This window comes from Pararhizobium capsulatum DSM 1112, from assembly GCF_030814475.1.
In the GTDB taxonomy this organism is placed as follows: domain Bacteria; phylum Pseudomonadota; class Alphaproteobacteria; order Rhizobiales; family Rhizobiaceae; genus Pararhizobium; species Pararhizobium capsulatum.
The window spans coordinates 490,587-514,057 of sequence record NZ_JAUSVF010000002.1; the positions used below are offsets into that span (position 1 = coordinate 490,587).

Consider the following 23,471-nt stretch of genomic DNA (forward strand, 5'->3'; position numbering starts at 1 on the left):
GTGGAAATTATGGATCTGGTGCCAATCGCGGGCGATGAGAAAGTTGGACCGCATAGTGCTGATGACAGTCATCAGCACTATGCGCAAGGTAATGCGGAGCGTGCTCGATCGGGTCCGCTTCGCGTCGAGGTTATCATCGGCGAAGAGCGCCGGCGTCGATGGAGCCCCGAGGATAAGGCGACGATTACGGCGGCGAGTTTTGTGCCTGGCGCCAATATCTCTGCGGTCGCACGTCAATACGGCGTCAGCCAAGGCTTGTTACACTACTGGCGCCGCTGCGCCCGCGAGCGCGTATCTGATGGGCAGGAGATGTGTTTCGTCCCTGTGGTAAAGATTGAAGACGAGCGGCTCCAGCCTTCTCTCGATACGAAGCTGACTGTGCGCATTGAGATTCATGGTGCTTGTGTCGTTATCGAAGGCGGCGTCGACGAGCAGGCACGACGGACGGTGTTCAGTGCGCTGCGAGGGTTGGCTTGATCTCGCTTGGATCGGATTTGCGGATCCTGATTGCTTCAAAGCCGGTGGATTTTAGGAAAGGCATCAACGGTCTGGCGGCACTGGTGTCGACAGCGCTTGGCGCGAACCCTTCTTCGGGTGACGTCTATTTCTTCCGCAGTAAGCGCAACGATCGTTTGAAGATGGTGGTTTGGGACGGCAGTGGCATGGTGATGGTGACCAAGGTTTTAGAAGATCGCCACTTTACCTGCATTTAACATTGACCGTAAATCAAAATTGTGATTTACGATTTACGGGAATGATGATACCCCGACCTCAAATCGAGACTGCCCTTGAGAGCGCTGTGGCGCGCGCGCCCGTCGTCGCCCTGATCGGGGCGCGTCAGGTTGGCAAGACCACCCTCGCACGCAAGCTCACAGATCGAGTACAAGGCACAATTTATCTCGATCTGGAGCGCATAGCAGACCGCCGCAGGCTAGAAGATGCCGAAGCATTCCTCCAGGCCCAGGTCGGGCATCTGACCGTGCTGGATGAGGTGCAGCGACTACCTGAACTGTTTGCCGAACTGCGCGGGATCGTAGACGACCGGCGCGCCGGGGGAGAGCGATCCAGGCAATTTTTGCTGCTGGGGTCCGCGTCTCTGGACCTGATCCAGCAGGTATCGGAAACCCTAGCAGGCCGGATTGTCTATCTCGAGATGCCGCCAATCGGAGCGGAAGAGGCTGTCGCGGCCTCCATCGACATCGACCGGTTGTGGCTGCGCGGCGGTTTCCCCGACAGCCTGACCGCCATCACCGATGAGGACAGCTATCTCTGGCGCCAGGCCTTCGTCCGTAGCTACCTTGAACGCGATGTCCCGATGTTTGCGCCTCGCATGCCGGCCACAACGATCGGACGCCTTTGGACGATGCTCGCCAACGGGCAAGGGAATACACTGAACAGCGCCCGGCTCGCCCAGGGCCTGGGCGTATCCGCACCGATGATCGGCCGGTATGTTGATCTCCTTGTCGATCTCATGCTGGTTCGCCTTCTCCACCCATGGAGCGGCAATCTCGGCAAGCGCCTTGTAAAGTCGCCAAAGATCTATGTCCGAGACAGCGGGCTCGTCCACGCCCTCCTGGAGATCGGCACGCTCAACCAACTCCTGGGCCACCCGGTGGTCGGACCGAGCTGGGAGGGATTTGTGATCGAGACGCTGATCAACGTGGCCGGACCTGATGTGACACCTCTGTTCTACAGGACAGCCGACGGCGCCGAGATCGACCTGGTGTTTGAACAGGCCGGCAGAGCGAAAGTGGCGATCGAGGTCAAGCGCGCCAGTGCTCCGCACGCCGAGCGCGGTTTCTTCGTAGCCTGTGACGATCTTGAAATCGAGAACAGGATTGTTGTCGGCGCTGGCACCGAAGATTATCCGGCGAAGGGCGGCGTCAAGGTGCGTACATTGCTGTCGGCAGTCAACGAGGTTCGCGAAATCCTGAAATCGCCCTTTGTCAAAGCTGGATAGGGCTGCGATGTCGTCGGCCAGTTAGAAACGCGACACCGGTGCCGTTCCTGCTGCGCCGGTCAGCCCCGGACCGGACCGGCTGGGCCGGGTTGCAAGGAACGGGAGGGGGCGGGAGAGACACTGCCCTTTGGGCTTTAGCTTTCTCACTGACAATTGTTCCGTTGTCGGTCGATACTCACTGATACCTGCATGGAGCAGGCGAGGGAACAGAGCCGCAGTAAGCGCCGTCTCGGCCCCATTTGATTGGGTGTATTTTGAGGCTTGCTGCGTATGCGAGAAGGTTTCCAGTTTTATCTGGAGATTTGCATGGCAGATGATGGATTTGTTGGTCGCTACGAAGTTGTCGAGCCGCGGCGCGGAAACCGGCGTGGCGGCTCCGCAGCGATTGCCACAGGAACGAATGCCGGCTCGATACCATCGTGCGGAGACGGCGTCGTTGCCGCCGCAAACGGCAGCACCAGAATGCCGTCGCGCACTTGACGTCGCCAACGGCGAAACCGACCTCGTTTGCACAGTCCTCGAATCTATCGATAATGGTTCGGCCTTGGTTTGGCCTTTCCTTGAGGATGATTACCTCAAGCTTCATATTCTCGAGGAACCGAGCGAGCTTATAAATCGCTCCCTCGTCGTGGCCGTGTACGATGAACACTTTGTTAGATCTAGATATCGCTGGCCTTACTCGAACTATATCATTTGGCCGGCCTTCGACATTGGCAATTTCGACGTGACCAATGGTGTCGCCGAGTTCCAGCATACCGCTTTCTGAAACATCGTTCATCGTGCCAGCTTCGCTCGAATGCTTTTTAAACGCAAGCCGCTCTTTCTCCCCGATGTTGTTCATATACCCTTCACGATAGATCTCTCCTGCTTTGGCGACGATCGCAGACTGAAGCGAAATACCTTCAGGGGTTCGAAGCTCAGGATCTTTCAATGCATAGGTGGCCAATGAGGTCGCTCGATCGGCAACGCTGCCACCTGAACCAGCATCAGTGTCGTCAAGATTCCATTCCAATCGCAGGGCATTGAAGCCGGAATGACCTACCGCTCTGAGTACATTGGCTGAAGCGATCACCAAAGCCCTCGATGGAAATGGTGGAATTTTCAGAACCTCCATGCGCACTCCTCCTAAATGTGATACGGGACATTATCACACAAAATCAGAGCCTTGCTGTTAATAGTGTAAGCGGTTAGCCGACCCCGCTCGACTCGAAGTTCCACGGCATCAGAGCGTCGATATCCTGCGCGGGCCATCCGTTGGCCATGCGAACTAAGGTCTGTGTCAGCCAGGCGAGCGGATCGACGTTGTTCATTTTAGCTGTCTGCAAAAGCGTGGCGATCGTGGCCCATGTGTTGCCACCGCCTTCGCTTCCGGCAAATAGACTATTCTTGCGTGTGATCGTTTGGGGACGGATTGCGCGCTCGACGATATTGGAGTCAATCTCGATGCGGCCGTTACCGAGAAAGCGTTCCAGAGATTGTCGGCGGGTCATTGCATAGCGGATCGCTTCCGCGGTCTTGGACTTGCCAGAAACTTTCGCGAGCTCCTTTTCCCAGATGTCAAAAAGGTTGGCGACAATGGCCGCAGACCGCTCTTGTCGTGCGGCAGCACGGATGTTGGCATCCTTTCCCCGGATCTCGTCCTCGACCTTCCACAACTCGCTCATCGCCTTCACCGAGGCTGTCGCGGCGTGATTGATACCCCCCACATGGAGTTCGTAGAATTTGCGCCTGACATGCGCCCAGCACCCTGCCAACGTGATGGTTTCGTTGCTGCCGGCCTTGACCTGCTCTTTGACCATGCTCGTATAGGCGCCGTGCCCATCAACCTGGAGAATGCCGTTGAAGCCGCTCAGGTGACGGGCCACACAGCGCCCACCTCTGCTGTCTTCAAATCTGTAGGCGACCATTGGTGGCCCTGATCCCCCGAACGGCCGATCATCACGTGCATAGGCCCACAGCCATGCCGTCATTGTTTTTCCCGAACCAGGCACCAGGGTCGGCAATGTCGTTTCGTCGGCAAAGACCCTTTCACCTGCTTTAATCCTCTCCAGGATGTAATCGGCCAGGATCTTGAGCTCGAAGCCGAGATGTCCCATCCATTGAGCCATCAAGGAGCGGCTCAGTACCACGCTGTCGCGCAGGTAGATTGTTTCCTGACGGTAGAGCGGAAGGCCGTCGGCGTATTTGGATACGGCGATGTAGGCCAGGAGCCGTTCGCTCGGCAGGCCAGCTTCGATGATATGGGCAGGTGCCAAAGCCTGCAGCACGCCGTCACGGCCCCTAAACGCGTATTTAGGTCTGCGGGTGACAATAACCCTAAACTTCGGTGGGATGACATCGAGCCGCTCGGATCGGTCTTCGCCGATCAAAACCTTTTCCAACCCTTGGCACTCTTCAGGGATTTCAGGTTCAATGACCTCCTCGATACGCTCGAGATGAGCGGCAAAGCCTTTGCGCGGGCGAGCCTCCCGCTTCGGCTTGTCTTTCCGTAACTGGTCGAGCTCGCTGTCGATCGTCGCTAAGCCGGTTTCGACCTCCTCGAACGCAAAGTCGATCTGATCATCGTCGATTCCCAACCGAAGCCGTTCTGAGCGGGTGCCTTTCTGAGCACGCTGTAGAACTTTCACAATCGCAGTGAGGGTGGCGATCCGCTCGTCAGTGTCTTTCTTCAATGCCTCAAGCCGGGTGATCTCCGCTCGGGCAGCGGCGCCTTCTGCACTCATGGCGACGATCATCGCCTTGAGTGCATCAACGTCGTCAGGAAGGTCCGAAGCAGAGAACATCATAGCAGGAAGTAGATCACAAATAGTGATCTTTTCCTAGCGTTTACAGTAACATGCGTGAGATTTTTTGGATGGGTTCAACCCGTCGAAAGCGGCCTCCTGATTGTCGCCGAGCGGATCTTCTTCCAATCCATTCCGGCCAGTAGGGCCATGAGCTGGGCATGATCCAGACGGATGCGCGCCGCCGTCGCTGCCGGCCAGCAAAAGCCATTTCCTTCGATAACTTTCGAATAGAGACAGACCCCGCTGCCATCCCACCACACGATCCGGACACGGTCCTTCCGTTTGGAACGGAACACGTAAAGGGCGCTATTGAAAGGATCTAGCAGGTTGCGGAAATAGCGCTAATTTTTCTACCGATCCTCGCTAGACGGTTCGAAGACGAGCGGGGATGAGGCTTTTTCAGCGGCCTTTTCGGCCCTTTTGTCGTCATCCGCCCTGTCTCGGCGGATTGCGGGCGCGATTATGCCGTCGTCAGCAGCTTTGGCAGCCTCACCAGATTATAAGCCGTCGCTGTCAGGGTGAACATCCAACCGACGCGATCCTTTCCGCGATGGCGGGTCTTGCGCATTCCGCCGCTGGTCTTGGCCCAGCCGAATACCTCTTCGATGCGTTTTCGGATGCGCTGACTGACAGCGTAGCCGGGGTGATGGGTGGTACGACCATCGATGGCTGAGCGTCGGTTCGCCGTGTTCTGAGCAACGTGTGGCGTCACCTTGATATCCCGCAAGGCGGCAACGAAGTCTGCCGTATCGTAGGCTTTGTCTGCAGCCAATGTGATGCGATGACGACCATCCATGCGGCCCACCATATCCAGTGCAGCCTCGCGCTCTGCGGTTCCTGTCGCATGGGTCAGCGTGGCGTCGACAACCAGCCCGTTGCGGTTTTCCATGGTGACGTGGCCCATGTGGCAAAGCTTGGCCGCCTGCCCACGGGCCTTCTTGTAAAGCCTGGCATCCGGGTCGGTGGTCGACGCGTGAGTTGCGTTGCTGCGCTTCTCGCCGTGGAAATCCCGCTCAGGGTTGCGTGCCGTAGCCTTTGCGGGCTTGTTCGCGTCAGCGCCGGAGCCGTTGTTGTCATCACCGTCACCATCAGTCTCGTCCTTGGGCTTGAAGCTCTTCATGCTGGCCCAGGCTTCGATCAAGGTGCCGTCCACCGAGAAGTGCTCGTCTGACAAGAGAGCCTTAACTCGCGGCTGGCTCAGCAATGCGGCCAGGAACTTGGCGGCGATGTCGCCAGCCAGGAGCCGCTCACGGTTCTTGGTGAACACGGTGACGTCCCAGATCGGCGCGTCCATCGACAAGCCGACGAACTATCGGAACAACAGATTGTAGTCCATCTGCTCCATGAGCTGGCGCTCCGAGCGGATCGTGTAGAAAGCCTGCAACAACAGGGCGCGCAGAAGCTTCTCCGGCGGGATCGACGGGCGGCCGATCGCTGAATACATCGCCTCGAAATCAGGCGACAGAACTTCCAGTGCCTCGTCGACAATCGCGCGGATTGCCCGCAGCGGATGGCTTGTCGGAACGCGTGCTTCGCAGCTCACATAAGAAAACAGACCCGCCGTCTGGATATCACTGCCCCGCATGTCCTGCTCCTGCCGGCCAATCACTCGGGCATGCAATCACGCCAGTCCGCTCGCAGCAAGCGCCTTTTTCCGCATCCTGCTAGACCGCCATCCCTGACCAAAGCCATCAACGAAGCCGCTCCCTTGCGAAAGTCGACCGGTTGGCAGGAGACGTAAACGACAACGCCAGACGCAATCATGCCCTGCGCACCGCCCGTAGGATCTTGGCAAGATGATCCGGCTCGATATCTCCGGCAACGCGCACCACGACGTCACCCATGACGATCTCCACCGGTGAACTTGCAACAGCTTCGACGCGCGCGAAACTAACCCTTTCATTAGCCTCTTTCGAAAGGGGCACCACCGATCCCGAGGCCAATGCCTTGCGACGCCAGCCGTAAAGCTGCGAAGCATCCAGTCCTGCAGCGCGTGCGATAGCCGAGACATTCGCCCCCGGCAGAAACGTCTCGGCAATCAGCCGCGCCTTCTCGTCATCCGGCCAATCGCGCGGCTTACGTCTCGACCGTACCGGTGTTGCTGTCAAAACCTCAAAGGCACGAGCCTGATTCACACTGTCGCTCATAGGATTCTCCGCATGATTCATGCCGAAAATGAGCCATTTTACGACGCCCCGCTACGTGGGGTCGCCTGCGCTTACTTAATAGTAGTGGTGTCAAAGGCTCATTTCGGCATCAAACGACGGTTTTTATGAAACGCCTATGTCCAAATACGTCGGTGGAGACTTTACCAACTTAACGAACTTGACGAAATGGCAGCGACTGGTTATTTTAATTTCAGAAGGTGGATTGTCATGCCCGTCACGAAAACGTCAGCAAGTGAAACTCCAAATATCGCGCTATCAATGAAGCTGCCTCGCAAGGCCGATTTCGAAAAAGCGTTGCTCAATCAGTATACCAAGGCGGTGCAGCTGAGCCAGAAGGCTGGCCATCAGGTGAGTTTCCGCGTCGTCGTGGATCCGCGCGCCGGAGCGCAGACAATTTCGATCGTCGAGGAAGACCCACTGGTTGGCGACAGTGTGTTTCCGGTCGAAGAGGCTGGCGAACCGGATGACGAACTGAAGGCAGCCCTGTCCTCCGCAAGAGAGCGCGGCCGTCGCCGCGTTGCAGAGATCCTCAGCGAGGACGACATGCTGAGCGCGGACGTATTTTCCGATCTTCTTGGCGTTTCGCGGGTCACGGTCAATACGAAGCGTCAAAACGGCCAGGTTCTCGGCCTGGATGGGGCCAAGCGAGGGTTCCGGTTTCCGGCCTGGCAGCTCGATCAGGACGGCCGGCCCTATGCGTCGCTTCCAAAACTGCACGAGATACTGGCAGGTGCCTGGGCCGTTTACCGCTTTCTTGTTTCGCCCCACGGCGCGCTTGACGGTCGCACCGGGCTCGACGCTTTGAAGCGGGGCCAGGATAGCGGCGTGATCGCCGCAGCCGAGGGCATTGCCCGCGGTGACTTTCGCTAAATGACTGGATTCAAACCGCCTGCCGGTTTCGAGCGTCAGCCGCTCGATATCGAAACCATTCCGTCAGGGCGTCGCTTTGGCCGGATCTACGCAAGCGCCTTTCCGGACCCGCTGGATTTGGAAAGACGGCGAGCCGTTTCAGCGATCCGCGCCGACGTGACGCAACGAAGCGCTTCGGCGTTCTTTATCTGGGCGAAACACTCAAGGTCTGTTTCCTCGAAGCGGTTCTGCGTGATCGCCGCGACGGTCTTATTGGCGATCTTCCTATTGATGAAAAAGAAATCTATGCGCGGCGGTACGCTGAGATCGAGACGATCGCAGACCTCAGTCTTGTTGACCTGCGCGACGATCACGCCATCAGGATGGGTGTGCCAACTGACGTGGCGAAATCATCGCGTCAGAGCCTTGCGCGCTCCTGGGGGCTGGCATTCCACGAGCACCAGTCGCTTCCCGACGGCATCATCTATCCATCTCGCCTGAACGGCCACACGAATATCGCCGTCTTCGGGCGTGCCGTCTCCAAGCTGGCGCCGGCCCGGGTCGTGCCACTGATCGGCGCACCAGGGCTCGCTGCGGTCATCAATGACCTCCGTGTGGGTCTGGTCGATTTCCCTTGATGCATTGCCGGTTTAGTGCTGGTCGTTCCCGGCTCGGTTGAGGAGCCTGCGTTCGTCAGGTACTGGCGGCCTCATTTTTGAGTGTGTCTCTCGTCCATAAATGACAAATTCAGCGTTTCCTGCAGTTTGCCCAGCGTTCCGTCCTTTCGAAACCGAATTCCAGACACCATGACGCTGACGCTGCTGCCGCCAGAATATAGCGTTACGCCCGTAACGGACAGCCGCACGACGCAAGAGCTCGTCGGCGGCTAGAGATGCTCGTTTAGGCCATGTAACCGGGCCTGTCCAGGATGCACGGCTTCCGGCTTGGCGTCGCCGGCCGCGCTCTCGTCATGAAGCACCTTCACATCTCCATTTCGTAGCAGGATCTACAGTCTGTATAACCCGGCGAATGTCGTGCGGGCGAGCTCGAATACCAGTCCCGTTCCAACCAATGGCGTTGCCGAACCCAGCTCTTTTGTCTGGCATCCCTAATCCAGTCCCGTCCTTGGACGGTCAACCCGCAGGGGGTTCGCAGTTCCTGCGACCTCTCTGGCTGCGCCGCCGAGGTGACCGCGGCCGGGCCGGGATCGAACGGGCGCCATCGAGCGGGGATCGGCCCCGCCAACGGATGGAGCGTCACATGTCGGATCTCAGCCTCGCACAAACCACGCCCTCGATCTTGCCGGACCCTCATGGTCCCGGTCACCCTCTTCGAAATAATTCGAGAGATCGGCGTCATGCCTTCCGCCGAGTATGACGGCGATGAGGACGCCATCATCAACGAATACGATCCCTTTGCCTATGGATCGGCTCATTGAGCCGATCACCCCTTCGGGGGAGCGCGTGCCGCTTGCGCTGATGCGCGCGCAAGGGAGGCTTCGCCGCGAGCTTGTCCGGCAGATCTGCACATTGCGAACCGCGCCCTTGCGCGCTTCCATCTTCGCGGGCAGGGCGCTGCCAGTCCGAAAAGTCAGGAAAGCAAAGGATGTGAAATGAATAAGAATGACATCGAGGAGCTGCGTACCCGGGTGGGCTGCGCAGCCGTCCTTGAGCATGAAGGCTTCGCGATAGACAGAAAAGAGAGCACGCGCCGGGCAGTCAAATTCCGGCGCGACGACGACATCATCATCGTAATACACGACGACAGGGGCTGGTTCGACGCTCGTTCGGATGCCAAGGGCGACGTCTTCGCGCTTGCAAGATATCTGCAAGGGATCGGTTTTGCAGAAGCCCTGGCGGCTGTCGGCGAACTGGTCGCGTTTCAGCCAACTGCACCGGTTTGGGAAAAACCTATCGTTCACACGCAAACAATGGCTTCGATCACTGACCGATGGAACCACCGAAAACGGCCGTGGCGCGCGTCGGCGACCTGGACGTATCTGCGGCAATGCCGGGAGCTGCCATGGCAGGTCATCTCCGCGGCTGATGAGGCTGACGTTCTTCGGGAAGGCCCTTATGGCTCGATGTGGGCAAAGCATGTCGATGAGGCTGGCGCCGTCATCGGCTGGGAGGAGCGCGGTCCGGACTGGCGCGGGTTTTCCACCGGCGGCGCTAAGGCGCTCTTCCAGCTTGGGAGCACCAGTGCCCGACGGATCTGTGTGACCGAGGCTGCGATCGATGCGCTTAGCCTTGCCGCGATCGAACAGACAAGACCGGACACGCTCTATGTCAGCACCGGAGGCGGTTGGTCTCCGCTAACCGCGCTCGCGTTGGAAAACCTAGCGTCCGGGGAGGGCGCATGGCTTGTGGCCGCGACCGACAACAATGTTCAGGGTGAGGTCTTTGCCGATCGTCTGCGCCAGATGGCAGATCGCGCCGGTTGCGATTTCTCGCGGCTGAGGCCGGAAGCTGAGGATTGGAATGAGGAATTGAAGGAGTGGAGGGAGAGAGGAGAGCTGCCGCATACGCGGCCAGCGCATCAAGGGTGAAGCCGCCGCCCGCCTGACGGCGGCCCTTGACCCGCTGCCCGCGAGGCGCCGGCTGAGGAGGGGTGATCAAAGGACTGAACAGAGAGGTCGAACAGGCTTCGCTTCAGTCGCAACCCCGAAGGAGCCGCAAATGTTCGTTTCGCCCGCTATCCGTAAGGTGTTCGAAGGTGTGGCCAGCCGCCACGAAATGTATGCCTTGTTCAACCGCCACAGCCAATCGCCGTTCGACGATGATCGGATAAATGGCACGCGCTACGTCGGCGAGTGGTTTGAGATATCGGAAGCCGACCACGACCACATGTTCGAGATCGTGCCGCCGCTCTTCTATCGCGGTGACATGTTCGCCATGCGCGAGTTTCTGGCCGCAAGCGTCACAAGCGTGTTCTTTGCGCTGACGATCGACGATCGGTCCCGATGGTTTCACGGATATTGCGACCTTGGCGATCGTCAGTCGCCAGACCGGATGCGCGCCGAAATTGTCACTCGGGAATCCCGCCAGTCCGTCCGCCCGAAACCTGGAGGTTATTCCCATGCAGTTGATTACAGCCGTTCCGCGCAGCCTGAAGGACAATCCCGACCGGTCCCGCCAATCGAAATCCTCACCCCAATCCGACGCGCTGCTTTGCGCATCTATCCGGGCCATCGGTGTCGTCCAGCCGCCGATAGTCAAACTCGATCCGGAAGGCGGCAACAGCTACATCATCGTCTTCGGTCACCGCCGCGCCGCCCAGGCGATTGCCGCGGATCTCTTGGAAATCCCGCCGCTGCTGGCCGATCCATCCGACGATCTCGGCGCCATGCAGTCGTTCGCCGAAAACATCGCCCGCGAGCCGCTGAACCCGGTCGATCAGTGGCGCGCGGCGACATGCCGAACGAACAGCAGCTGCGCACGATCGCGGCTGCCGGTCAGGATGAGCAGGCCGAGGTCTGGAAGAAGAATAAGCCGAAGAAGCAGGAGCCGCAGGTGTCCTGGTGGGAGATCGCCCGGGCGCTGACCTCCACTCGCATGCTGGCCAAACATGCGAGCTTCGGTGACGAACTGGCGCAGGCCTACGGCATCACCTGGGTCGAGGGCCTGTTTGCACCCGCCGATGAAGACAGCCGCTACACCACCGATGTCGAGGCATTCCTCGGAGCCCAGCAGGAGTGGATCGCCAGCAATCTGCCTAAGCGCGGATCGGTCATCGAGGCCAATGAATACGGCCAGGCCAAGCTGCCGGCAAAGGCTCAACAGGTCTACGGCAAGCCCGGGAAGGGCGACCTGACCGGATGGTACATCAACGCGCGCGACGGGTCGGTCCAGTCCGTTGCCTACCGGCGGCGCACCGCATGACGCTCCCGGAAATCTTTGCCCGGCACGGCGAGCCCTATTTTCGCGACGGCGAGCGGCGGGTGCTCGCGCGGCTCCTGGCCGAAGGGCCGAAAGTGGTGGCGACCGGCGGCGGTGCCTTCATGAATGCCGAGACCCGCGCGCTGATCGCGGAGCAGGGGGTGTCGATCTGGCTGAAAGCCGATTTCGACGTACTGATCCGCCGCGTGCGCGGGGGCGCCAACCGGCCGTTGCTGCAAACCCCCGATCCCGATAGCGCCCTGCGCAAGTTTATCGATGAGCGTTACCCAACTTATGCTCTGGCCGACGTGACGGTGGTGTCCGTCGACGGCCAGCACGAAATGGTCGCGGCGGTAACGATGCAGGCTTTGATGTCCTATTTGAACGTCCACCCCGTGCCGCAGGCCCGCCCGACCGCTACGGAAGAGGGTATTTTCATGACCAGGGTGCGGGCCGACATGCCCTGATGAGCGCAGTCATGAGTATCGCTCTGTGCCTTCAATGGCATGGGCCTGTTTGAACACCGAGCACCGCCAGATAATGCCATTGCCATATCCCTTGATCAGTCAGCGGACACGTCCACTGCGGTCTCGATGGGGCATGTCTGACCAAAGATCGCCTCATTGCATTCGGCTCGATCGGCATCCGCAACGGCCGGATCGTTTTCTTCCCCTGTGCGCTGAAGCGCCCATTCCTCGCGAGGCAAGAAAGCCTCTCCTTTGGCCGTCCTCCACTCCGTTTCGGCATTTCAGGTGCAGGCCGATCGTCTCCGGTCCTATCGACTGCCATCGAGGCCGCGATGGACGCAGCCCGAACAACCGAAAAGGATTACGACAATGGCAACCATCGGCTCTTTCACCGCTTCCGGCAACGGCTTCTCCGGCACCATCAAGACCCTCAACCTCAACGTCAAGGCAACCATCCGCACGGTGGAGCGCACTTCCGAGAAAGGCCCGGACTACCGCATCCTCGCCGGAGCTACGGTCGAATTCGGCGCAGCCTGGAAGAAGACCTCCAACGAAGGCCGCGACTACCTCTCGGTCAAGCTCGATGACCCGAGCTTCCCGGCTCCGATCTACGCAACGCTGATCGAGGTCGAAGGCGAGGAAGGCCTCTCCCTCATCTGGTCCCGGTCGAACCGGGACTGATACCGGATGCCCCGCCGTAAGGCGGGGCTCTCCACATCAGGATCACTTGTTCAGTGCATCCTTGAGCGCCTTAGCAGGCGCGAAGGTCAGCTTCTTCGAAGCGGCAACCGTCATCTTCTCTCCGGTCGCAGGATTGCGACCCTCACGCTCAGGCGATGCCTTCACCTTAAATTTGCCGAAGCCGGGGATCGACGTTTCGGCGTCGGAGCCTGCTGCATCGGCGATCGCCTGGAACACGGCTTCGACGATGCCCTTGGCCTGGACCTTGGTCAGGCTGTTGTCGGCTGCAATCTTGTCGGCGATTTCATTGGCGTTGGTCATGGAATCCCTCGCATCTTCTAACAATGAAAGAATCCGTGTCAGCTTATGACCGTCTTGTCATCGGCAACCGGGGAAGCGCGGATCAGATCCGCGGGATGTCCACAGGTGGTTTCGGTCGGTAGCCCCGTTTACGCTTCTCGCGAAGCACGTCGAGGAACAGGTTGATGGCCTGGGTCTCGTCGTCGAACAGATGCACCATCTGCTGCCCGCGCGTTCCGATCCGACCCCAGGCGCGAACAAGCGATACCTCGCCGAACAAGGTCGGCTGAACAGCAAGCGCATAGAACCGCGCCATGTTCTTTTCCGGCGCGATCCGCTCAACATAGAGGTGATAGGGCTGCGTGATCATGACGGCAGAATCGCGCGTCCGGATTCTGCCGTCCAATGAATGTTGTGAATCGGATGGGTATCAACGATTCACGACGGTGATGCGTGGCGCCTGGATTATTCGCACCAGCTCCGGCGTGATCCTTGCCACTTCCGAGCCAAGCCTTTGGCGACGAGCATATCGCCGACTGAGTGCCGATCGCGGTAGACGATCTTGAGCTTGCGACCGAAGCGATCTTCCTCTCTGGCGGTCGTCTTGAACGACAGCTGACCGGAATTGAGAATGTCGAGCAGACGGTTTTTCGCCGCGAGGCCGAGCTCGCGTTCGCGCTGACATCGCGGTGGGCTAAGTTCTGGCGTGTCGATGTCCGCAATCCTGATCTTTTCACCTCGGAACCAGAACGTATCGCCGTCCACCACGCAGGTGATACGTTGCCCACTTCCACAGATAGAGAATATGTCGCTGGCGCTGTCTGGCTGCTGGGCTGAGGCTACAGATTGGAGGGTGCCGATGACTAAGGCGAATAGGCTGGCGACGGCCGCAAAAACTCTCAATGTCATTTCTCCTCGATATCTGTAGTTGGAGCGGTCTTCTCGCTCTTTACCCCGTCTGTAGCTTGTTTGTGAAACCGGTTTTCCCCAACGGACGCGCTCATATCCTTGCGTCTGAACCAGATGGCGCGTCCGCAGCGCAGCGGCGCATTGCCCGCGGTAAAGACGATCTGTTCGTCCCCGCGCATGCGCAACACTTCATGCGGCAGGATCAGCGGACGGCGCGTCAGTTGCTTTGACCGTGAGCGTGACGATCCCTTCATTCCGGAAGAGCGGCTTGTCTGATCCACCTCGACCGTGGTGTCACCGCAGCGCTTGGAAATGTACTCCGCAGTTTCCGGATCATTGATCGCCGCAAACGAAATCCAGGACGCGGACTCAAACCATTTCGAGCTGGCGTCACGACCGCCATAAGCCTCGCGCATCTGGCCGATTGACTGGAAGATCAGTGCCAGGCTGATACCGTACTTACGCCCGGCGTCGCGAGCCGTCTCGAGAATGCGCAGATACCCCAGGCGCGCAACCTCATCGAGGAGGAACAGGGTGCGTCCAGCGACCTCGCCGTTGCGATTATAGATCGCGTTGAGGAAGGAGCCGATCACCACCCGCGCCAGTCCCGGATGTGCTTCCAGAACCTTCAGGTCAAGACCGATGAAAATGTCCGTGGCCCCGGCCGCCAGCTCATCGGTCGAAAAACTGTCTCCGGAAACGAGGGCGGCATAGTTCGTGTAGGAGAGCCAGTGCGTCTCCTTGACCGCATTGGCGTAAACGCCGCTGAACGTTTCCGGCGTCATGTTGACGAACACGGCAACGTTCTCGCGCACGAAGGTGGATTCTGACTGCTCGTAAATCCGCGTCAACCGCTCGCGCAGTTTCGGTTCGGGCTCGGATAGATTGGCGCGAACACGACGCAACGTCTGTTCCTTGGCGTCGGTGTGTCCGGACAGGCAAACGTCGGCGATCAGCGCGGTCAGCAGCTGCATGGCCGACGCGCGGAAGAAGTCGTCGCGTGCCGAGGCCGCCCGCGCGTTGTCGGTCATGATCCAGGTGGCGACCGCGACGATATCCTCTTCCTTGGTGCCACCGAAGCGGCCGATCCAGTCGAGGGCGTTGAAGCCGGTCGCGGGGTTGGCGGGATCGAGCACGATCACCTTGCGGCCAGCCTTTCGCCGGTGCTCGACGACCATCGGCGCCACTTCGCTCGACGGATCGAGCACGACGAGCCCACCGCCCCATTTGAGCGCGGTCGGAATGGTCACCGACGTCGTCTTGAAACCGCCGGAGCCGGCAAAGACGATGCCGTGCGATGAGCCGAATGAGCCGTCAAAGCAGAGCAGCGGCGCCTTGCCGCCGATACCCCAGCTCGGTGGATCGTCAGTGCGGAACGCCATCGCCGCGACACTGTCATGATCGACGCGGTATCGCTCGCCGACGACGATGCCGCCCACGTCGGAAAACAGTTTCCCGGCCTCCTGTATGGTCATCCAATTGGCATCGCCATGCACTGCCCGTTTCCCGCCGATCCGCGTTGGCCGTCCTTGAGCAAACGCGGCGTTGCCTTTGATGGCAACCCGCAACGCAAACACCCCGCTGAACAATGCGGCGCTCGCGCCAACCATCGTCGCCGGATCGGCATAGGCCAAAACCGATTGGCCTGTTGGCACGCTGCCACTAATGCCCGCCAGCCGGATCGTTTCGCGCACGATTGCGATGAAAGCGACTGCTGTGTTTCCGGCAAGCACACTCAGCGCGGCTGCCTTGATATTTGCCGATCCATTCGCAGCAAACAGCGCGACCACGCCGATCGCGGCGGCTGCCATATAGGGCAGGGCGAGACCGGCGCGACCAAGCAAAAGCTTTGCCTGCGCGGAGCTTCCGAAGCCCGCAAGCCGGTGTTCCAGGCCGGATGCTGCGACCATGGCGGCGATCATGATGACTGCCGGAAGAATCCCGAGAAGCAGCCTATTCGCTGTCATTACCGAACTCCTCCGCGCCGATAACAGTCATGCGCGAGCGCTCGGCCTTATTGCCTTTGATCCGCTTTCCGGCTTCGATCAGCAGGCCAAGCAGCAGCGCCCGTTTTTCGTAGCGCAAGCCCGCTTTTACGATCAGACCGCCGAGCTCGATTTTTTCGCGCGTGTCCTTTTTGCGGGCGTCTGTCGTCATCCCTTTCGCCATCCGCTCAAGCCTCGCCAACGCCGCTCGCACCCGCGCCAGCCGTGAGCGGCGAGGTGGTCTCGCTGCCGGTTCCGGTCCCGCTGGCATTCTTTCTTGCATTGGCCCGTCCCGTTGTGCCCTTTTTGCCCTCGCGAAACCGGCCTGCGATCTCCTCGAAGGCTGCCTGAAGCCCTGCCTCCTCGATGTCGATCTCACCAATGCCAGACTTCAGCGCGATCCGGCCGATGCGTTCCGCCTCGCGCGTCTCGGCGGCCCTCAACTGGTCCTGCAATTTGGCGATTTCTTCCCTGATCTTGGATGACGGCTTCTTCATTCCGGACGATCTCCTTTATGGTCATGGCGTTGCTGTTGCGACGCCAAAACTCTCCCGGACGCTCGAAAAATGGAACCTGCAGATCTGCACATCGGCAAAGCCGATGCTTTGGTGGATGATCCCGCCGTTCCGAAGGAGCGGTTCCAAGGGCGCAATTATACGTCGCTGAGGCGACGTGGTTGCATTCGGCCCTGGCGGGGCCGGGCTGGACTGCCACTCCCGACGGACGAAGGTTTTAACTTCGGGAAGTTCATCGCCGTGGCCATCGCCCATTTCTCAGCCAGCCTTGTCAGCCGTGGTGACGGCCGCAGCGCCGTGCTGTCTGCGGCATACCGCCACTGCGCCAAGATGGAATATGAACGCGAGGCCCGCACCATCGATTACACCCGCAAGCAGGGCCTGCTGCATGAGGAGTTCGTCCTCCCCGCCGACGCCCCGAAATGGGTCCGCTCCCTTATCGCCGATCGCTCGGTCTCGGGAGCGGTCGAAGCCTTCTGGAACAAGGTCGAGACGTTCGAGAAACGCTCCGATGCACAGCTCGCCCGCGACCTGACCATCGCACTTCCACTGGAACTGACGCCCGAACAGAACATCGCGCTGGTACGCGACTTCGTGGAAAAACACATCCTCGCCAGGGGCATGGTTGCCGACTGGGTCTACCACGACAATCCCGGCAATCCGCACATCCACCTGATGACGACATTGCGCCCAATGACCGAGGAGGGTTTTGGGCCGAAGAAGGTCGCGGTCATCGGCGAGGATGGTCAACCGGTCCGTACCAACTCCGGCAAGATCGTCTACGAACTCTGGGCCGGGTCTACTGACGACTTCAATGCCCTGCGGGATGGTTGGTTCGAACGTCAGAACCATCACCTGACGCTGTGCGGTATCGATCTTCGCATCGACGGTCGCTCTTACGAAAAGCAGGGGATAGACCTTGAGCCGACGATCCATCTCGGCGTCGGCGCCAAGGCGATCGAGCGCAAGGCGGAAAGTCGGGGTGTGCGTCCAGAACTCGAGCGGATCGAGTTGAACGAGCAGCGCCGCAGCGAGAGTGCCCGCCGTATTCTTCGCAATCCGGGCATCGTGCTCGACCTGATCACCCGTGAAAAAAGCGTTTTCGATGATCGCGATGTGGCCAAGGTGCTGCATCGCTATATCGACGATCCCGGCGTGTTCCAACAGCTGCTGGCGCGCATCCTCCAGAGTCCCGAAACCCTGGGTCTGCAGCTGGACACAATCGAGTTCGCGACCGGACAGAGATTGCCGGCGCGGTACACGACACGAGAGCTGATCCGGTTGGAAGCGGAGATGGCCCGGCGGTCGCTTTGGCTGTCCGAGCGGGAAACGCATGGCGTTTCCCAAGCCGTCCTCGAGGCAACGTTCGCGCGCCATGCCCGCTTGTCAGATGAGCAGCGCACCGCAATCGAACACGTCGCTGGCTCTGCGCGCATCGCAGCCGTCGTCGGACGCGCTGGTGCGGGCAAGACCACGATGATGAAGGCGGCCCGAGAGGCCTGGGAACTCGCTGGATACCGTGTCGTCGGCGGCGCGCTCGCCGGCAAGGCGGCCGAGGGTCTGGAAAAGGAAGCGGGGATCCAGAGCCGCACGCTGGCATCGTGGGAGCTGCGCTGGAAGAAGGACCGCGACGCGCTCGATGCCAGAACAATATTCGTCATGGACGAGGCCGGCATGGTCGCGTCCAGGCAGATGGCTGGGTTTGTCGAGACCGTGGTTAGGTCAGGCGCCAAGCTCGTGCTTGTCGGCGATCCTGAGCAGCTCCAGCCGATCGAGGCGGGCGCTGCGTTTCGCGCCATCGCGGATCGTGTCGGTTACGCGGAACTCGAAACCATCTATCGCCAGCGTGACGATTGGATGCGTAAGGCCTCGCTCGATCTTGCGCGTGGCCGCGTTGGCGAAGCGCTGGCCGCCTATCGTTCCGAGGGCAGGGTGCTTGGCTCGGATTTGAAGGCTCAGGCCGTCGAACACCTCATCGTCGACTGGAACCGAGATTACGATCCGGCAAAGTCTATGCTGATGCTGGCGCACCTGCGCCGCGACGTTCGCATGCTCAATGTCATGGCACGCGATAAACTTGTCGAGCGCGGCATCCTCAGTGAGGGCCATGCTTTCAAGACAGCCGACGGCATCCGCCATTTCGATACCGGCGATCAGATCGTCTTCCTCAAAAACGAGGGCTCGCTTGGCGTCAAGAACGGCATAATCGGCCGTGTCGTCGAGGCAGCGCCGAACCGTATATCGGTCGTGGTTGGTGAGGGTGATCAGCTGCGCCAGGTGTCCGTCGAACAGCGCTTCTATAACAATCTCGATCATGGTTATGCCACGACAATTCACAAGAGCCAGGGTGCGACCGTAGACCGGGTGAAGGTGCTGGCAAGTCTGTCACTCGATCGCCATCTCACCTATGTCGCGATGACCCGCCACCGCGAGGATCTGGCGCTCTACTATGGCCGTCGTTCCTTCTCAAAGGCGGGTGGTCTGACGGAAATCCTGACGCGCAGGAATGCCAAGGAGACCACGCTCGACTACGAGCGCGGTGGCCTCTATCGCCCGGCGCTCGCCTTTGCCCAAAGCCGCGGCCTTCACATCGTCCAGGTCGCTCGAACCCTGCTGCGCGACCGGCTCGACTGGACGCTGCGCCAGGGGTCGAAACTTGCCGATCTGGCCGCGCGTCTTCGAACAGCCGGGACACGTCTCGGCCTGCTGCAAGCCCCGAAACCTCAAACGATAAAGGAGACCCGACCGATGGTGTCAGGCGTCAAACTCTTCCCCGTACCGTTGAGCGACGCCGTCGATCGTAAGGTTGCGGACGATCCTGCTGTTAAGAATCAGTGGGAGGAGGTCTCGACGCGGTTCCGCTACGTGTTCGCCGATGCCGAGACCGCCTTCCGGTCGATGAACTTCGACGCGGTCCTCGTAGACAAGCAGGTGGCAACGCAGACACTCGACAAGCTTGCCGTGGAGCCCGCGTCGGTCGGCCCGCTGAAGGGAAAGACCGGGATTCTCGCCAGCAAGTCTGACCGGGAAGCCCGTCGTGTCGCCGAGGTCAACGTGCCGGCATTGAAGCGCGACATCGAAACCTACCTTCGGATCCGCGAGGCCGCCGTGCAGCGGATCGAGGGTGAGGAGAAGACACAGCGCCAGCGCGTCTCGATCGATATCCCGGCGCTGTCGCCGGCGGCGCAAAGCATCCTGGAACGTGTGCGTGACGCGATCGACCGTAACGACCTTCCAGCTGCGATGGCATACGCACTCAGCAATCGCGAAACCAAGGCCGAGATCGACGGTTTCAACAAGGCGGTGACCGAGCGGTTCGGGGAGCGCGCGCTGCTGGCGAATTCCGCGCGCAACCCCGAGGGTCAGGTGTTCACCAAGCTCTCTGAGGGACTGGCACCTCAGGAGAAGGAGCGGCTGAAGGAAGCCTGGCCAGTCATGCGCACGGCCCAGCAACTCGCGGCTCACGAGCGTACGGTCCAGTCGCTCAGGCAGGCCGAAGACATCCGCCTTACCCAGCGCCAGTCCTCGGCGCTGAAGCAATGAGGCGGCGTCAGGTGCTCTTGTTCCTGGCGGGGGCTGGCGTCGTCATCATCGGTCTTGTCGCGGCCGGGTGGAGCGGCGGCTACCGGCTGAACCTGACACCAAGCGAACCGCTTGGGCTCTGGCGCATCGAGCTACTTTCCCGAGACGTCGCTGTCGGCGATCTCGTCTTCGTCTGCCCGCCGGGCAACCGACAGCTTTGAGCGCGCTCGACAACGCGGCTATCTTCGCTGGGGATCGTGTAACGGTGGCTTTGCACCACTCATCAAAACGGTAGCAGCTCTTGCCCGTCAGCGTGTCGAGATCGGTGATCAGGTCGTCATCGATGGATCAATTACGCAGGCGTATTTAAGTACGCACTGCTGCTCTTTCGCATCGCGCGTGCTAACGGTCTTATACATACCCCAAGGTTGCAACGCGCGGGCGGATAACGGAAGCTGCGACCGCCAAAGCCGGTGCTGACAAATTCCTTTTTGTTGTCGCGAATGATTTTGCTGATCGCGGCGCAATCATGATCGCGCGCGTTAACTTTTAGCGCATCGGCGGCAAAGCCGGTCGAAGGCAGCAGCGGGGCAACAGCGAAAATCACTGCCTTCATGGGAGCATTTAAGCAGCCTTTATCTTCGTTTTCAAATCAATTCTACAGGTTGGACCGACGGAACAGACGCGCGGACGCCGCATGCCGCATGCCGCTGGCAGAGATCCAAGCGCCTGCAGAAACAAGGAGCGCCATAAAAGCGATGAAGAAAAGGAAAGTGGGTAGCCGGGTTTTCGGCATTATGGTCCTTATCTTTTTGCAGACGAGGGAGACGAGTGGCTTTGGCGTTCTTGATCGCATGAGAGGTCGTTGACATCAGGCGCGATGCTGCGTCGTGGCGGCAATCTTCCCAAACTGCCTGCCGCAAATTTTTCAAGGTGCGGTCGCAACGCCACTTTAAGGCAAATCGCCATATGCCGCTGAATAAGCAAGGGCCGAATACCTCTAGCCAAGGCGGATATCGAGACGTTCCAGCCAACGCCTGATCTTTCGTAGAAGCTTCGTTTGAGGAGGACTTCCGCATCGACCCAACCGTCATCAAGGTAATCTTGCCCTAGGCCCTGAATAGACCAGAAATGACACGTCAACGCGTGTCTCCTCTGGCGTCTTTCCAGATTGACCCTTATAACAAACGAGACGCAGTACGCGCCGCGTTGGGGCTTAGAATCCCCTGATGAACGGTTGGTGCCGACCGGAATGGCCCAAGAACCCTCTGACCTTATGGCCGGGGGCCTGTGACGTATGTCCAGGCGCCTCGGTGCTAAAGGTCTCAGGGCCGATTCATCTCGGATTCTAACCCCCGGCTAGAGTTCACAGGGTTCGTGGTCAGCGGGGGCGTACCGCAGACCAACGTCTACCAAGGCTGGATCGAAATGTTATCGGAAAATGAGACGTTGGCGGATACATGTGAACTCCGCCCTGTGATTGGGCTGACGCGCGGGCTGCCAAACTCAGACATCGAGACTTTAACGGTGAACGCCATCCGGCTGCACCGGCAGCTCCTTGAAAAGGCAGATCAGTTGTTCCAGGCCTTGCCGGACGACTACAAGACCGGAACAGCCACTGGTGGCGCACAGCATCTCGAATACATCGAGGCAATGATCGAGATGCATGCACAGATGGTCGCCCTGAGCACTCTGGTTGACCTTCTGGGCTATATCCCAAACGTCTCGGTCAACTGATCTGGCAGCTCAGATAAGTCCGGCGCGGATAGCCAGTGCTACGAGTTGCGGCATCGTACGCGCACTAAGTCGCTTTCTCATCTCTTCGAGCTTGCTCTTTACCGAATTGTATTTGACCCCTTCCACGCATGCCGTTTCCTCCATGGTTTTGCCGACAGCAATCCATCGGAGGTAGGCGGCTTCCTTGGGATCGAGCCAGCCCGGATGCTGTTCGCTCGCAGTCAGGGGCAGGAAGGACATACGGGCATGGAGTTGCCCAACAGCAGCAACGGCCGAAACAGCGTCGATATCGCGCCCAAGTTCGATCACCGTTTTTTCCGATGCCAGCGTGAACATCGAGGTCGACCCGTTTGCAGTCCTGATCGAAATGGTCAAGCCGGAGCGAATGCCGAAGTCTGCGGCGTGAGCATAGAATGCTCGTCCCTCTTTGTCGAGGCGAGGCCTTTCGTCGTCTGCACTCCAGGTAAAAGCCTTGTTAAAGGACATTGAGCGTTTGACGACTGGATCGACCTTCTCATAGTTTCGCTGGAAGTAAGTCGAGCGCCATTCGGGATGATAGTTGGACGCGGCGATCGTATGGCTGGGTCTGATGTAGAGATAAGCGTATCCGCCGAAGCCAGCTTGGTCGGCGAAATCCGCCAGGGCTTGCTTGAGGACGTTCTCGTCTCCCTGTGCTGCAGCGAGATTGGTCAACTTATCAAGCCAGTCCTTCATGTGTCGCTCCGTTTGCGTGGCAGGTGGAAGAGGTCGCGGAGAGTATGCGGCTTTCGGCATTAATTTGGGGCTGGGGGGCGCCTAGCCAGACGCCGTTCACTGTTCTGCTGGATTTCAGCAAGATCGCCAGCTTCCAAGTGGCGACAGCGAAACCTCCAGTTTGCTCCCGGCAGCGACGCCATCATAGCCAAACTCTGCAAGTATACAATTACACGTAATCTAAGTTGGCATAAATTTTGTTGAGAACAGCTGTTTCCAGTTTCATAGGTCGCCATCGCAGAGAGATTGGATTGCGAGCAAGCGCATCAGCAGGAACGGGGATCCTGGTCGCGATCACCTTGAAGGCAAGGAAATTGAAGCCGCTCATTTTTGGCGGGTTCTCGCCAAAATGCGGACGTCAAGCCGCAGCAAGGGTCGCTAGCCACGAGCGCGCTGAGGCAATGTCCCCATCGTCCTGTGCCCATCCATGGCCTGCATCGATGACATGCAGTGAAACGATGGCTTCAGCACTGTGTAATTGTTCAGCGAGAACAGCAGCGTCGTCGTGGCGACGACGCTCGTCGCGCTTGCCGGCGACAATGAGAATGCGTTTCGCCGGCATCGCCGGAAAACTGAAGCCCAGTGATAGCGGCTCGGGGCGCAGGAGGACCGCCGCTGCGAACAACTCCGGCGCGACAGAGAGCAGCGTTTCAGCGAATATCGCGCCGCTCGAGTATCCTACCGCAATGACGTCGCCTGACTCCGGGAAGTGCGTCTCGAACTCTTGCGAAATCCAGTTCGTCGCTAGTTCAGGACTTCTGCAGCAGCAATGCTCCGATCGGCGCGCCGTCTGAAGAAGGTAAATCCATCCGCCTGTCCAAACGAACTGCGAGGCGCGCGTATGTTAGCGTCAGGTGTGAGCTGGCGGCAGAATTCTATCAAATCTGTTTCTTCTCGCCCTGAGCCATGAAAGGCTATAAGTGTCAGCATGAGTTTCTTCCATGGGAATGGCTGTCACGCT

22 protein-coding genes and 6 pseudogenes are annotated in these 23,471 nt (G+C 59.5%); 14 read left to right on the top strand and 14 right to left on the bottom strand.

All coding sequences use genetic code 11. The features are described 5' to 3' along the window. The first annotated feature begins 9 nt into the window (after positions 1 to 9). The 3 genes and pseudogenes from tnpA (at position 10) to QO002_RS22635 (ending at position 1,960) form a co-directional block, all read left to right on the top strand. Positions 10 to 477 carry an IS66-like element accessory protein TnpA gene (gene tnpA, locus QO002_RS22625; RefSeq protein WP_307234049.1) on the top strand — a complete coding sequence of 156 codons (468 nt, stop codon included), beginning with the start codon at positions 10 to 12 and terminating at the stop codon, positions 475 to 477. Beyond that, positions 474 to 701 (top strand): annotated as a pseudogene (gene tnpB / locus QO002_RS22630) (IS66 family insertion sequence element accessory protein TnpB); the annotation flags it as partial. The gene tnpA and the pseudogene tnpB (QO002_RS22630), both read left to right, overlap by 4 nt. Positions 702 to 754: 53 nt before the next feature. Next, a complete protein-coding gene (locus QO002_RS22635) occupies positions 755 to 1,960 on the top strand; it encodes an ATP-binding protein (protein ID WP_307234054.1) in 1,206 nt (401 codons plus the stop codon). Between the two features lie 175 nt (positions 1,961 to 2,135). Here the strand turns inward: QO002_RS22635 and QO002_RS30945 are convergent, their stop codons facing one another. The 5 genes and pseudogenes from QO002_RS30945 to QO002_RS22660 all read right to left on the bottom strand — a co-directional run bounded on the left by QO002_RS30945 (position 2,136) and on the right by QO002_RS22660 (position 6,893). Beyond that, positions 2,136 to 3,074 carry a TIR domain-containing protein gene (locus tag QO002_RS30945; protein WP_370878569.1) on the bottom strand — a complete coding sequence of 313 codons (939 nt, stop codon included), beginning with the start codon at positions 3,072 to 3,074 and terminating at the stop codon, positions 2,136 to 2,138. Between the two features lie 73 nt (positions 3,075 to 3,147). Next, positions 3,148 to 4,746 (bottom strand): IS66 family transposase, encoded by a 1,599-nt coding sequence (gene tnpC, locus QO002_RS22650; protein WP_307234056.1) that lies wholly within the window; start codon positions 4,744 to 4,746, stop codon positions 3,148 to 3,150. A gap of 74 nt (positions 4,747 to 4,820) precedes the next feature. Beyond that, positions 4,821 to 5,072, bottom strand: a complete 252-nt coding sequence (tnpB, locus tag QO002_RS30950; protein ID WP_370878586.1) for an IS66 family insertion sequence element accessory protein TnpB — start codon at positions 5,070 to 5,072, stop codon at positions 4,821 to 4,823. 134 nt (positions 5,073 to 5,206) lie between these two features. Further along, positions 5,207 to 6,331: pseudogene (locus tag QO002_RS22655) on the bottom strand (IS5 family transposase). A gap of 175 nt (positions 6,332 to 6,506) precedes the next feature. Then, a complete protein-coding gene (locus QO002_RS22660; protein ID WP_307225521.1) occupies positions 6,507 to 6,893 on the bottom strand; it encodes a transposase in 387 nt (128 codons plus the stop codon). Positions 6,894 to 7,121: 228 nt separating this feature from the next. Between QO002_RS22660 and QO002_RS22665 the strand changes: the two genes are divergently transcribed. The 8 genes and pseudogenes from QO002_RS22665 to QO002_RS22700 all read left to right on the top strand — a co-directional run bounded on the left by QO002_RS22665 (position 7,122) and on the right by QO002_RS22700 (position 12,789). Further along, positions 7,122 to 7,784, top strand: coding sequence for an XRE family transcriptional regulator (locus QO002_RS22665; protein ID WP_307234058.1), 663 nt, complete (start codon positions 7,122 to 7,124; stop codon positions 7,782 to 7,784). Between the two features lie 8 nt (positions 7,785 to 7,792). Then, positions 7,793 to 8,401: an RES family NAD+ phosphorylase gene (locus tag QO002_RS22670; RefSeq protein WP_307235022.1), complete on the top strand. Its 609-nt coding sequence runs from the start codon at positions 7,793 to 7,795 to the stop codon at positions 8,399 to 8,401. 674 nt (positions 8,402 to 9,075) lie between these two features. Beyond that, the gene (locus QO002_RS22675) at positions 9,076 to 9,201 is read left to right on the top strand and encodes a hypothetical protein (protein ID WP_307235099.1); all 126 of its coding nucleotides are present in this window, start codon (positions 9,076 to 9,078) and stop codon (positions 9,199 to 9,201) included. Between the two features lie 174 nt (positions 9,202 to 9,375). Continuing rightward, positions 9,376 to 10,311, top strand: a complete 936-nt coding sequence (locus tag QO002_RS22680) for a DUF3991 and toprim domain-containing protein (RefSeq protein ID WP_307234060.1) — start codon at positions 9,376 to 9,378, stop codon at positions 10,309 to 10,311. Positions 10,312 to 10,441: 130 nt separating this feature from the next. Then, a pseudogene (locus tag QO002_RS22685) lies at positions 10,442 to 10,807 on the top strand (DUF1419 domain-containing protein); the annotation flags it as partial. Between the two features lie 34 nt (positions 10,808 to 10,841). Then, positions 10,842 to 11,629: pseudogene (locus QO002_RS22690) on the top strand (ParB N-terminal domain-containing protein); the annotation flags it as partial. Positions 11,630 to 11,640: 11 nt separating this feature from the next. Further along, positions 11,641 to 12,108, top strand: a complete 468-nt coding sequence (locus QO002_RS22695) for a shikimate kinase (RefSeq protein ID WP_307234062.1) — start codon at positions 11,641 to 11,643, stop codon at positions 12,106 to 12,108. A gap of 369 nt (positions 12,109 to 12,477) precedes the next feature. After that, on the top strand, positions 12,478 to 12,789 hold the full coding sequence (locus QO002_RS22700; RefSeq protein WP_125850942.1) for a DUF736 domain-containing protein: 312 nt from the start codon (positions 12,478 to 12,480) through the stop codon (positions 12,787 to 12,789). A 42-nt stretch (positions 12,790 to 12,831) separates the two neighbouring features. Here QO002_RS22700 and QO002_RS22705 read toward each other — a convergent pair whose 3' ends face one another. The 6 genes from QO002_RS22705 to traC all read right to left on the bottom strand — a co-directional run bounded on the left by QO002_RS22705 (position 12,832) and on the right by traC (position 16,480). Then, the gene (locus QO002_RS22705; RefSeq protein ID WP_307234065.1) at positions 12,832 to 13,110 is read right to left on the bottom strand and encodes an HU family DNA-binding protein; all 279 of its coding nucleotides are present in this window, start codon (positions 13,108 to 13,110) and stop codon (positions 12,832 to 12,834) included. Between the two features lie 82 nt (positions 13,111 to 13,192). Then, the gene (locus QO002_RS22710; protein WP_307234067.1) at positions 13,193 to 13,459 is read right to left on the bottom strand and encodes a WGR domain-containing protein; all 267 of its coding nucleotides are present in this window, start codon (positions 13,457 to 13,459) and stop codon (positions 13,193 to 13,195) included. Positions 13,460 to 13,554: 95 nt separating this feature from the next. Next, positions 13,555 to 13,998, bottom strand: coding sequence for a thermonuclease family protein (locus QO002_RS22715; RefSeq protein ID WP_307234069.1), 444 nt, complete (start codon positions 13,996 to 13,998; stop codon positions 13,555 to 13,557). Next, positions 13,995 to 15,965, bottom strand: coding sequence for a Ti-type conjugative transfer system protein TraG (traG, locus tag QO002_RS22720; protein ID WP_307234070.1), 1,971 nt, complete (start codon positions 15,963 to 15,965; stop codon positions 13,995 to 13,997). Before traG ends, QO002_RS22715 begins: the two co-directional genes overlap by 4 nt. Next, positions 15,952 to 16,167, bottom strand: coding sequence for a type IV conjugative transfer system coupling protein TraD (gene traD / locus QO002_RS22725; RefSeq protein WP_307235024.1), 216 nt, complete (start codon positions 16,165 to 16,167; stop codon positions 15,952 to 15,954). The genes traG and traD overlap by 14 nt, the downstream gene beginning before the upstream one ends. Before the next feature lie 4 nt (positions 16,168 to 16,171). Next, positions 16,172 to 16,480 carry a conjugal transfer protein TraC gene (traC, locus tag QO002_RS22730; RefSeq protein ID WP_307234072.1) on the bottom strand — a complete coding sequence of 103 codons (309 nt, stop codon included), beginning with the start codon at positions 16,478 to 16,480 and terminating at the stop codon, positions 16,172 to 16,174. 258 nt (positions 16,481 to 16,738) lie between these two features. Here traC and traA point away from each other — a divergent pair, with 258 nt between their 5' ends. Beyond that, a complete protein-coding gene (traA, locus tag QO002_RS22735; protein WP_307235026.1) occupies positions 16,739 to 20,041 on the top strand; it encodes a Ti-type conjugative transfer relaxase TraA in 3,303 nt (1,100 codons plus the stop codon). Continuing rightward, positions 20,038 to 20,368: pseudogene (locus QO002_RS22740) on the top strand (S26 family signal peptidase); the annotation flags it as partial. The gene traA and the pseudogene QO002_RS22740, both read left to right, overlap by 4 nt. On the opposite strand, the pseudogene QO002_RS22745 reads toward QO002_RS22740, so the two are convergent. Then, positions 20,350 to 20,636, bottom strand: a pseudogene (locus tag QO002_RS22745) (hypothetical protein). The pseudogenes QO002_RS22740 and QO002_RS22745 sit on opposite strands and share 19 nt — an antisense overlap. A gap of 812 nt (positions 20,637 to 21,448) precedes the next feature. On the opposite strand from QO002_RS22745, the gene QO002_RS22750 reads away from it, so the two are divergent. Beyond that, positions 21,449 to 21,757, top strand: a complete 309-nt coding sequence (locus tag QO002_RS22750; RefSeq protein ID WP_307235028.1) for a transcriptional repressor TraM — start codon at positions 21,449 to 21,451, stop codon at positions 21,755 to 21,757. A gap of 9 nt (positions 21,758 to 21,766) precedes the next feature. Here QO002_RS22750 and traR read toward each other — a convergent pair whose 3' ends face one another. Together traR and QO002_RS22760 are read right to left on the bottom strand one after the other, a co-directional pair. Then, a complete protein-coding gene (gene traR, locus QO002_RS22755) occupies positions 21,767 to 22,471 on the bottom strand; it encodes an autoinducer-binding transcriptional regulator TraR (RefSeq protein ID WP_307234074.1) in 705 nt (234 codons plus the stop codon). Between the two features lie 397 nt (positions 22,472 to 22,868). Continuing rightward, a complete protein-coding gene (locus QO002_RS22760) occupies positions 22,869 to 23,315 on the bottom strand; it encodes an alpha/beta hydrolase (RefSeq protein WP_307235031.1) in 447 nt (148 codons plus the stop codon). Between the last annotated feature and the right edge of the window lie 156 nt (positions 23,316 to 23,471).

Bases quoted from the DNA above. Each gene is read 5' to 3' on its own strand.
- traR (WP_307234074.1), bottom strand. From the start codon at position 22,471: ATGAAGGACTGGCTTGATAAGTTGACCAATCTCGCTGCAGCACAGGGA.
- QO002_RS22635 (WP_307234054.1), top strand. From the start codon at position 755: ATGATGATACCCCGACCTCAAATCGAGACTGCCCTTGAGAGCGCTGTG.
- QO002_RS22695 (WP_307234062.1), top strand. From the start codon at position 11,641: ATGACGCTCCCGGAAATCTTTGCCCGGCACGGCGAGCCCTATTTTCGC.
- traD (WP_307235024.1), bottom strand. From the start codon at position 16,167: ATGGCGAAAGGGATGACGACAGACGCCCGCAAAAAGGACACGCGCGAA.
- QO002_RS22705 (WP_307234065.1), bottom strand. From the start codon at position 13,110: ATGACCAACGCCAATGAAATCGCCGACAAGATTGCAGCCGACAACAGC.
- QO002_RS22710 (WP_307234067.1), bottom strand. From the start codon at position 13,459: ATGATCACGCAGCCCTATCACCTCTATGTTGAGCGGATCGCGCCGGAA.
- QO002_RS22675 (WP_307235099.1), top strand. From the start codon at position 9,076: ATGGTCCCGGTCACCCTCTTCGAAATAATTCGAGAGATCGGCGTCATG.
- QO002_RS22680 (WP_307234060.1), top strand. From the start codon at position 9,376: ATGAATAAGAATGACATCGAGGAGCTGCGTACCCGGGTGGGCTGCGCA.
- traC (WP_307234072.1), bottom strand. From the start codon at position 16,480: ATGAAGAAGCCGTCATCCAAGATCAGGGAAGAAATCGCCAAATTGCAG.
- traG (WP_307234070.1), bottom strand. From the start codon at position 15,965: ATGACAGCGAATAGGCTGCTTCTCGGGATTCTTCCGGCAGTCATCATG.
- QO002_RS22660 (WP_307225521.1), bottom strand. From the start codon at position 6,893: ATGAGCGACAGTGTGAATCAGGCTCGTGCCTTTGAGGTTTTGACAGCA.
- QO002_RS22715 (WP_307234069.1), bottom strand. From the start codon at position 13,998: ATGACATTGAGAGTTTTTGCGGCCGTCGCCAGCCTATTCGCCTTAGTC.
- QO002_RS22700 (WP_125850942.1), top strand. From the start codon at position 12,478: ATGGCAACCATCGGCTCTTTCACCGCTTCCGGCAACGGCTTCTCCGGC.
- tnpA (WP_307234049.1), top strand. From the start codon at position 10: ATGGATCTGGTGCCAATCGCGGGCGATGAGAAAGTTGGACCGCATAGT.
- tnpC (WP_307234056.1), bottom strand. From the start codon at position 4,746: ATGATGTTCTCTGCTTCGGACCTTCCTGACGACGTTGATGCACTCAAG.
- QO002_RS30945 (WP_370878569.1), bottom strand. From the start codon at position 3,074: ATGGAGGTTCTGAAAATTCCACCATTTCCATCGAGGGCTTTGGTGATC.
- QO002_RS22750 (WP_307235028.1), top strand. From the start codon at position 21,449: ATGTTATCGGAAAATGAGACGTTGGCGGATACATGTGAACTCCGCCCT.
- QO002_RS22665 (WP_307234058.1), top strand. From the start codon at position 7,122: ATGCCCGTCACGAAAACGTCAGCAAGTGAAACTCCAAATATCGCGCTA.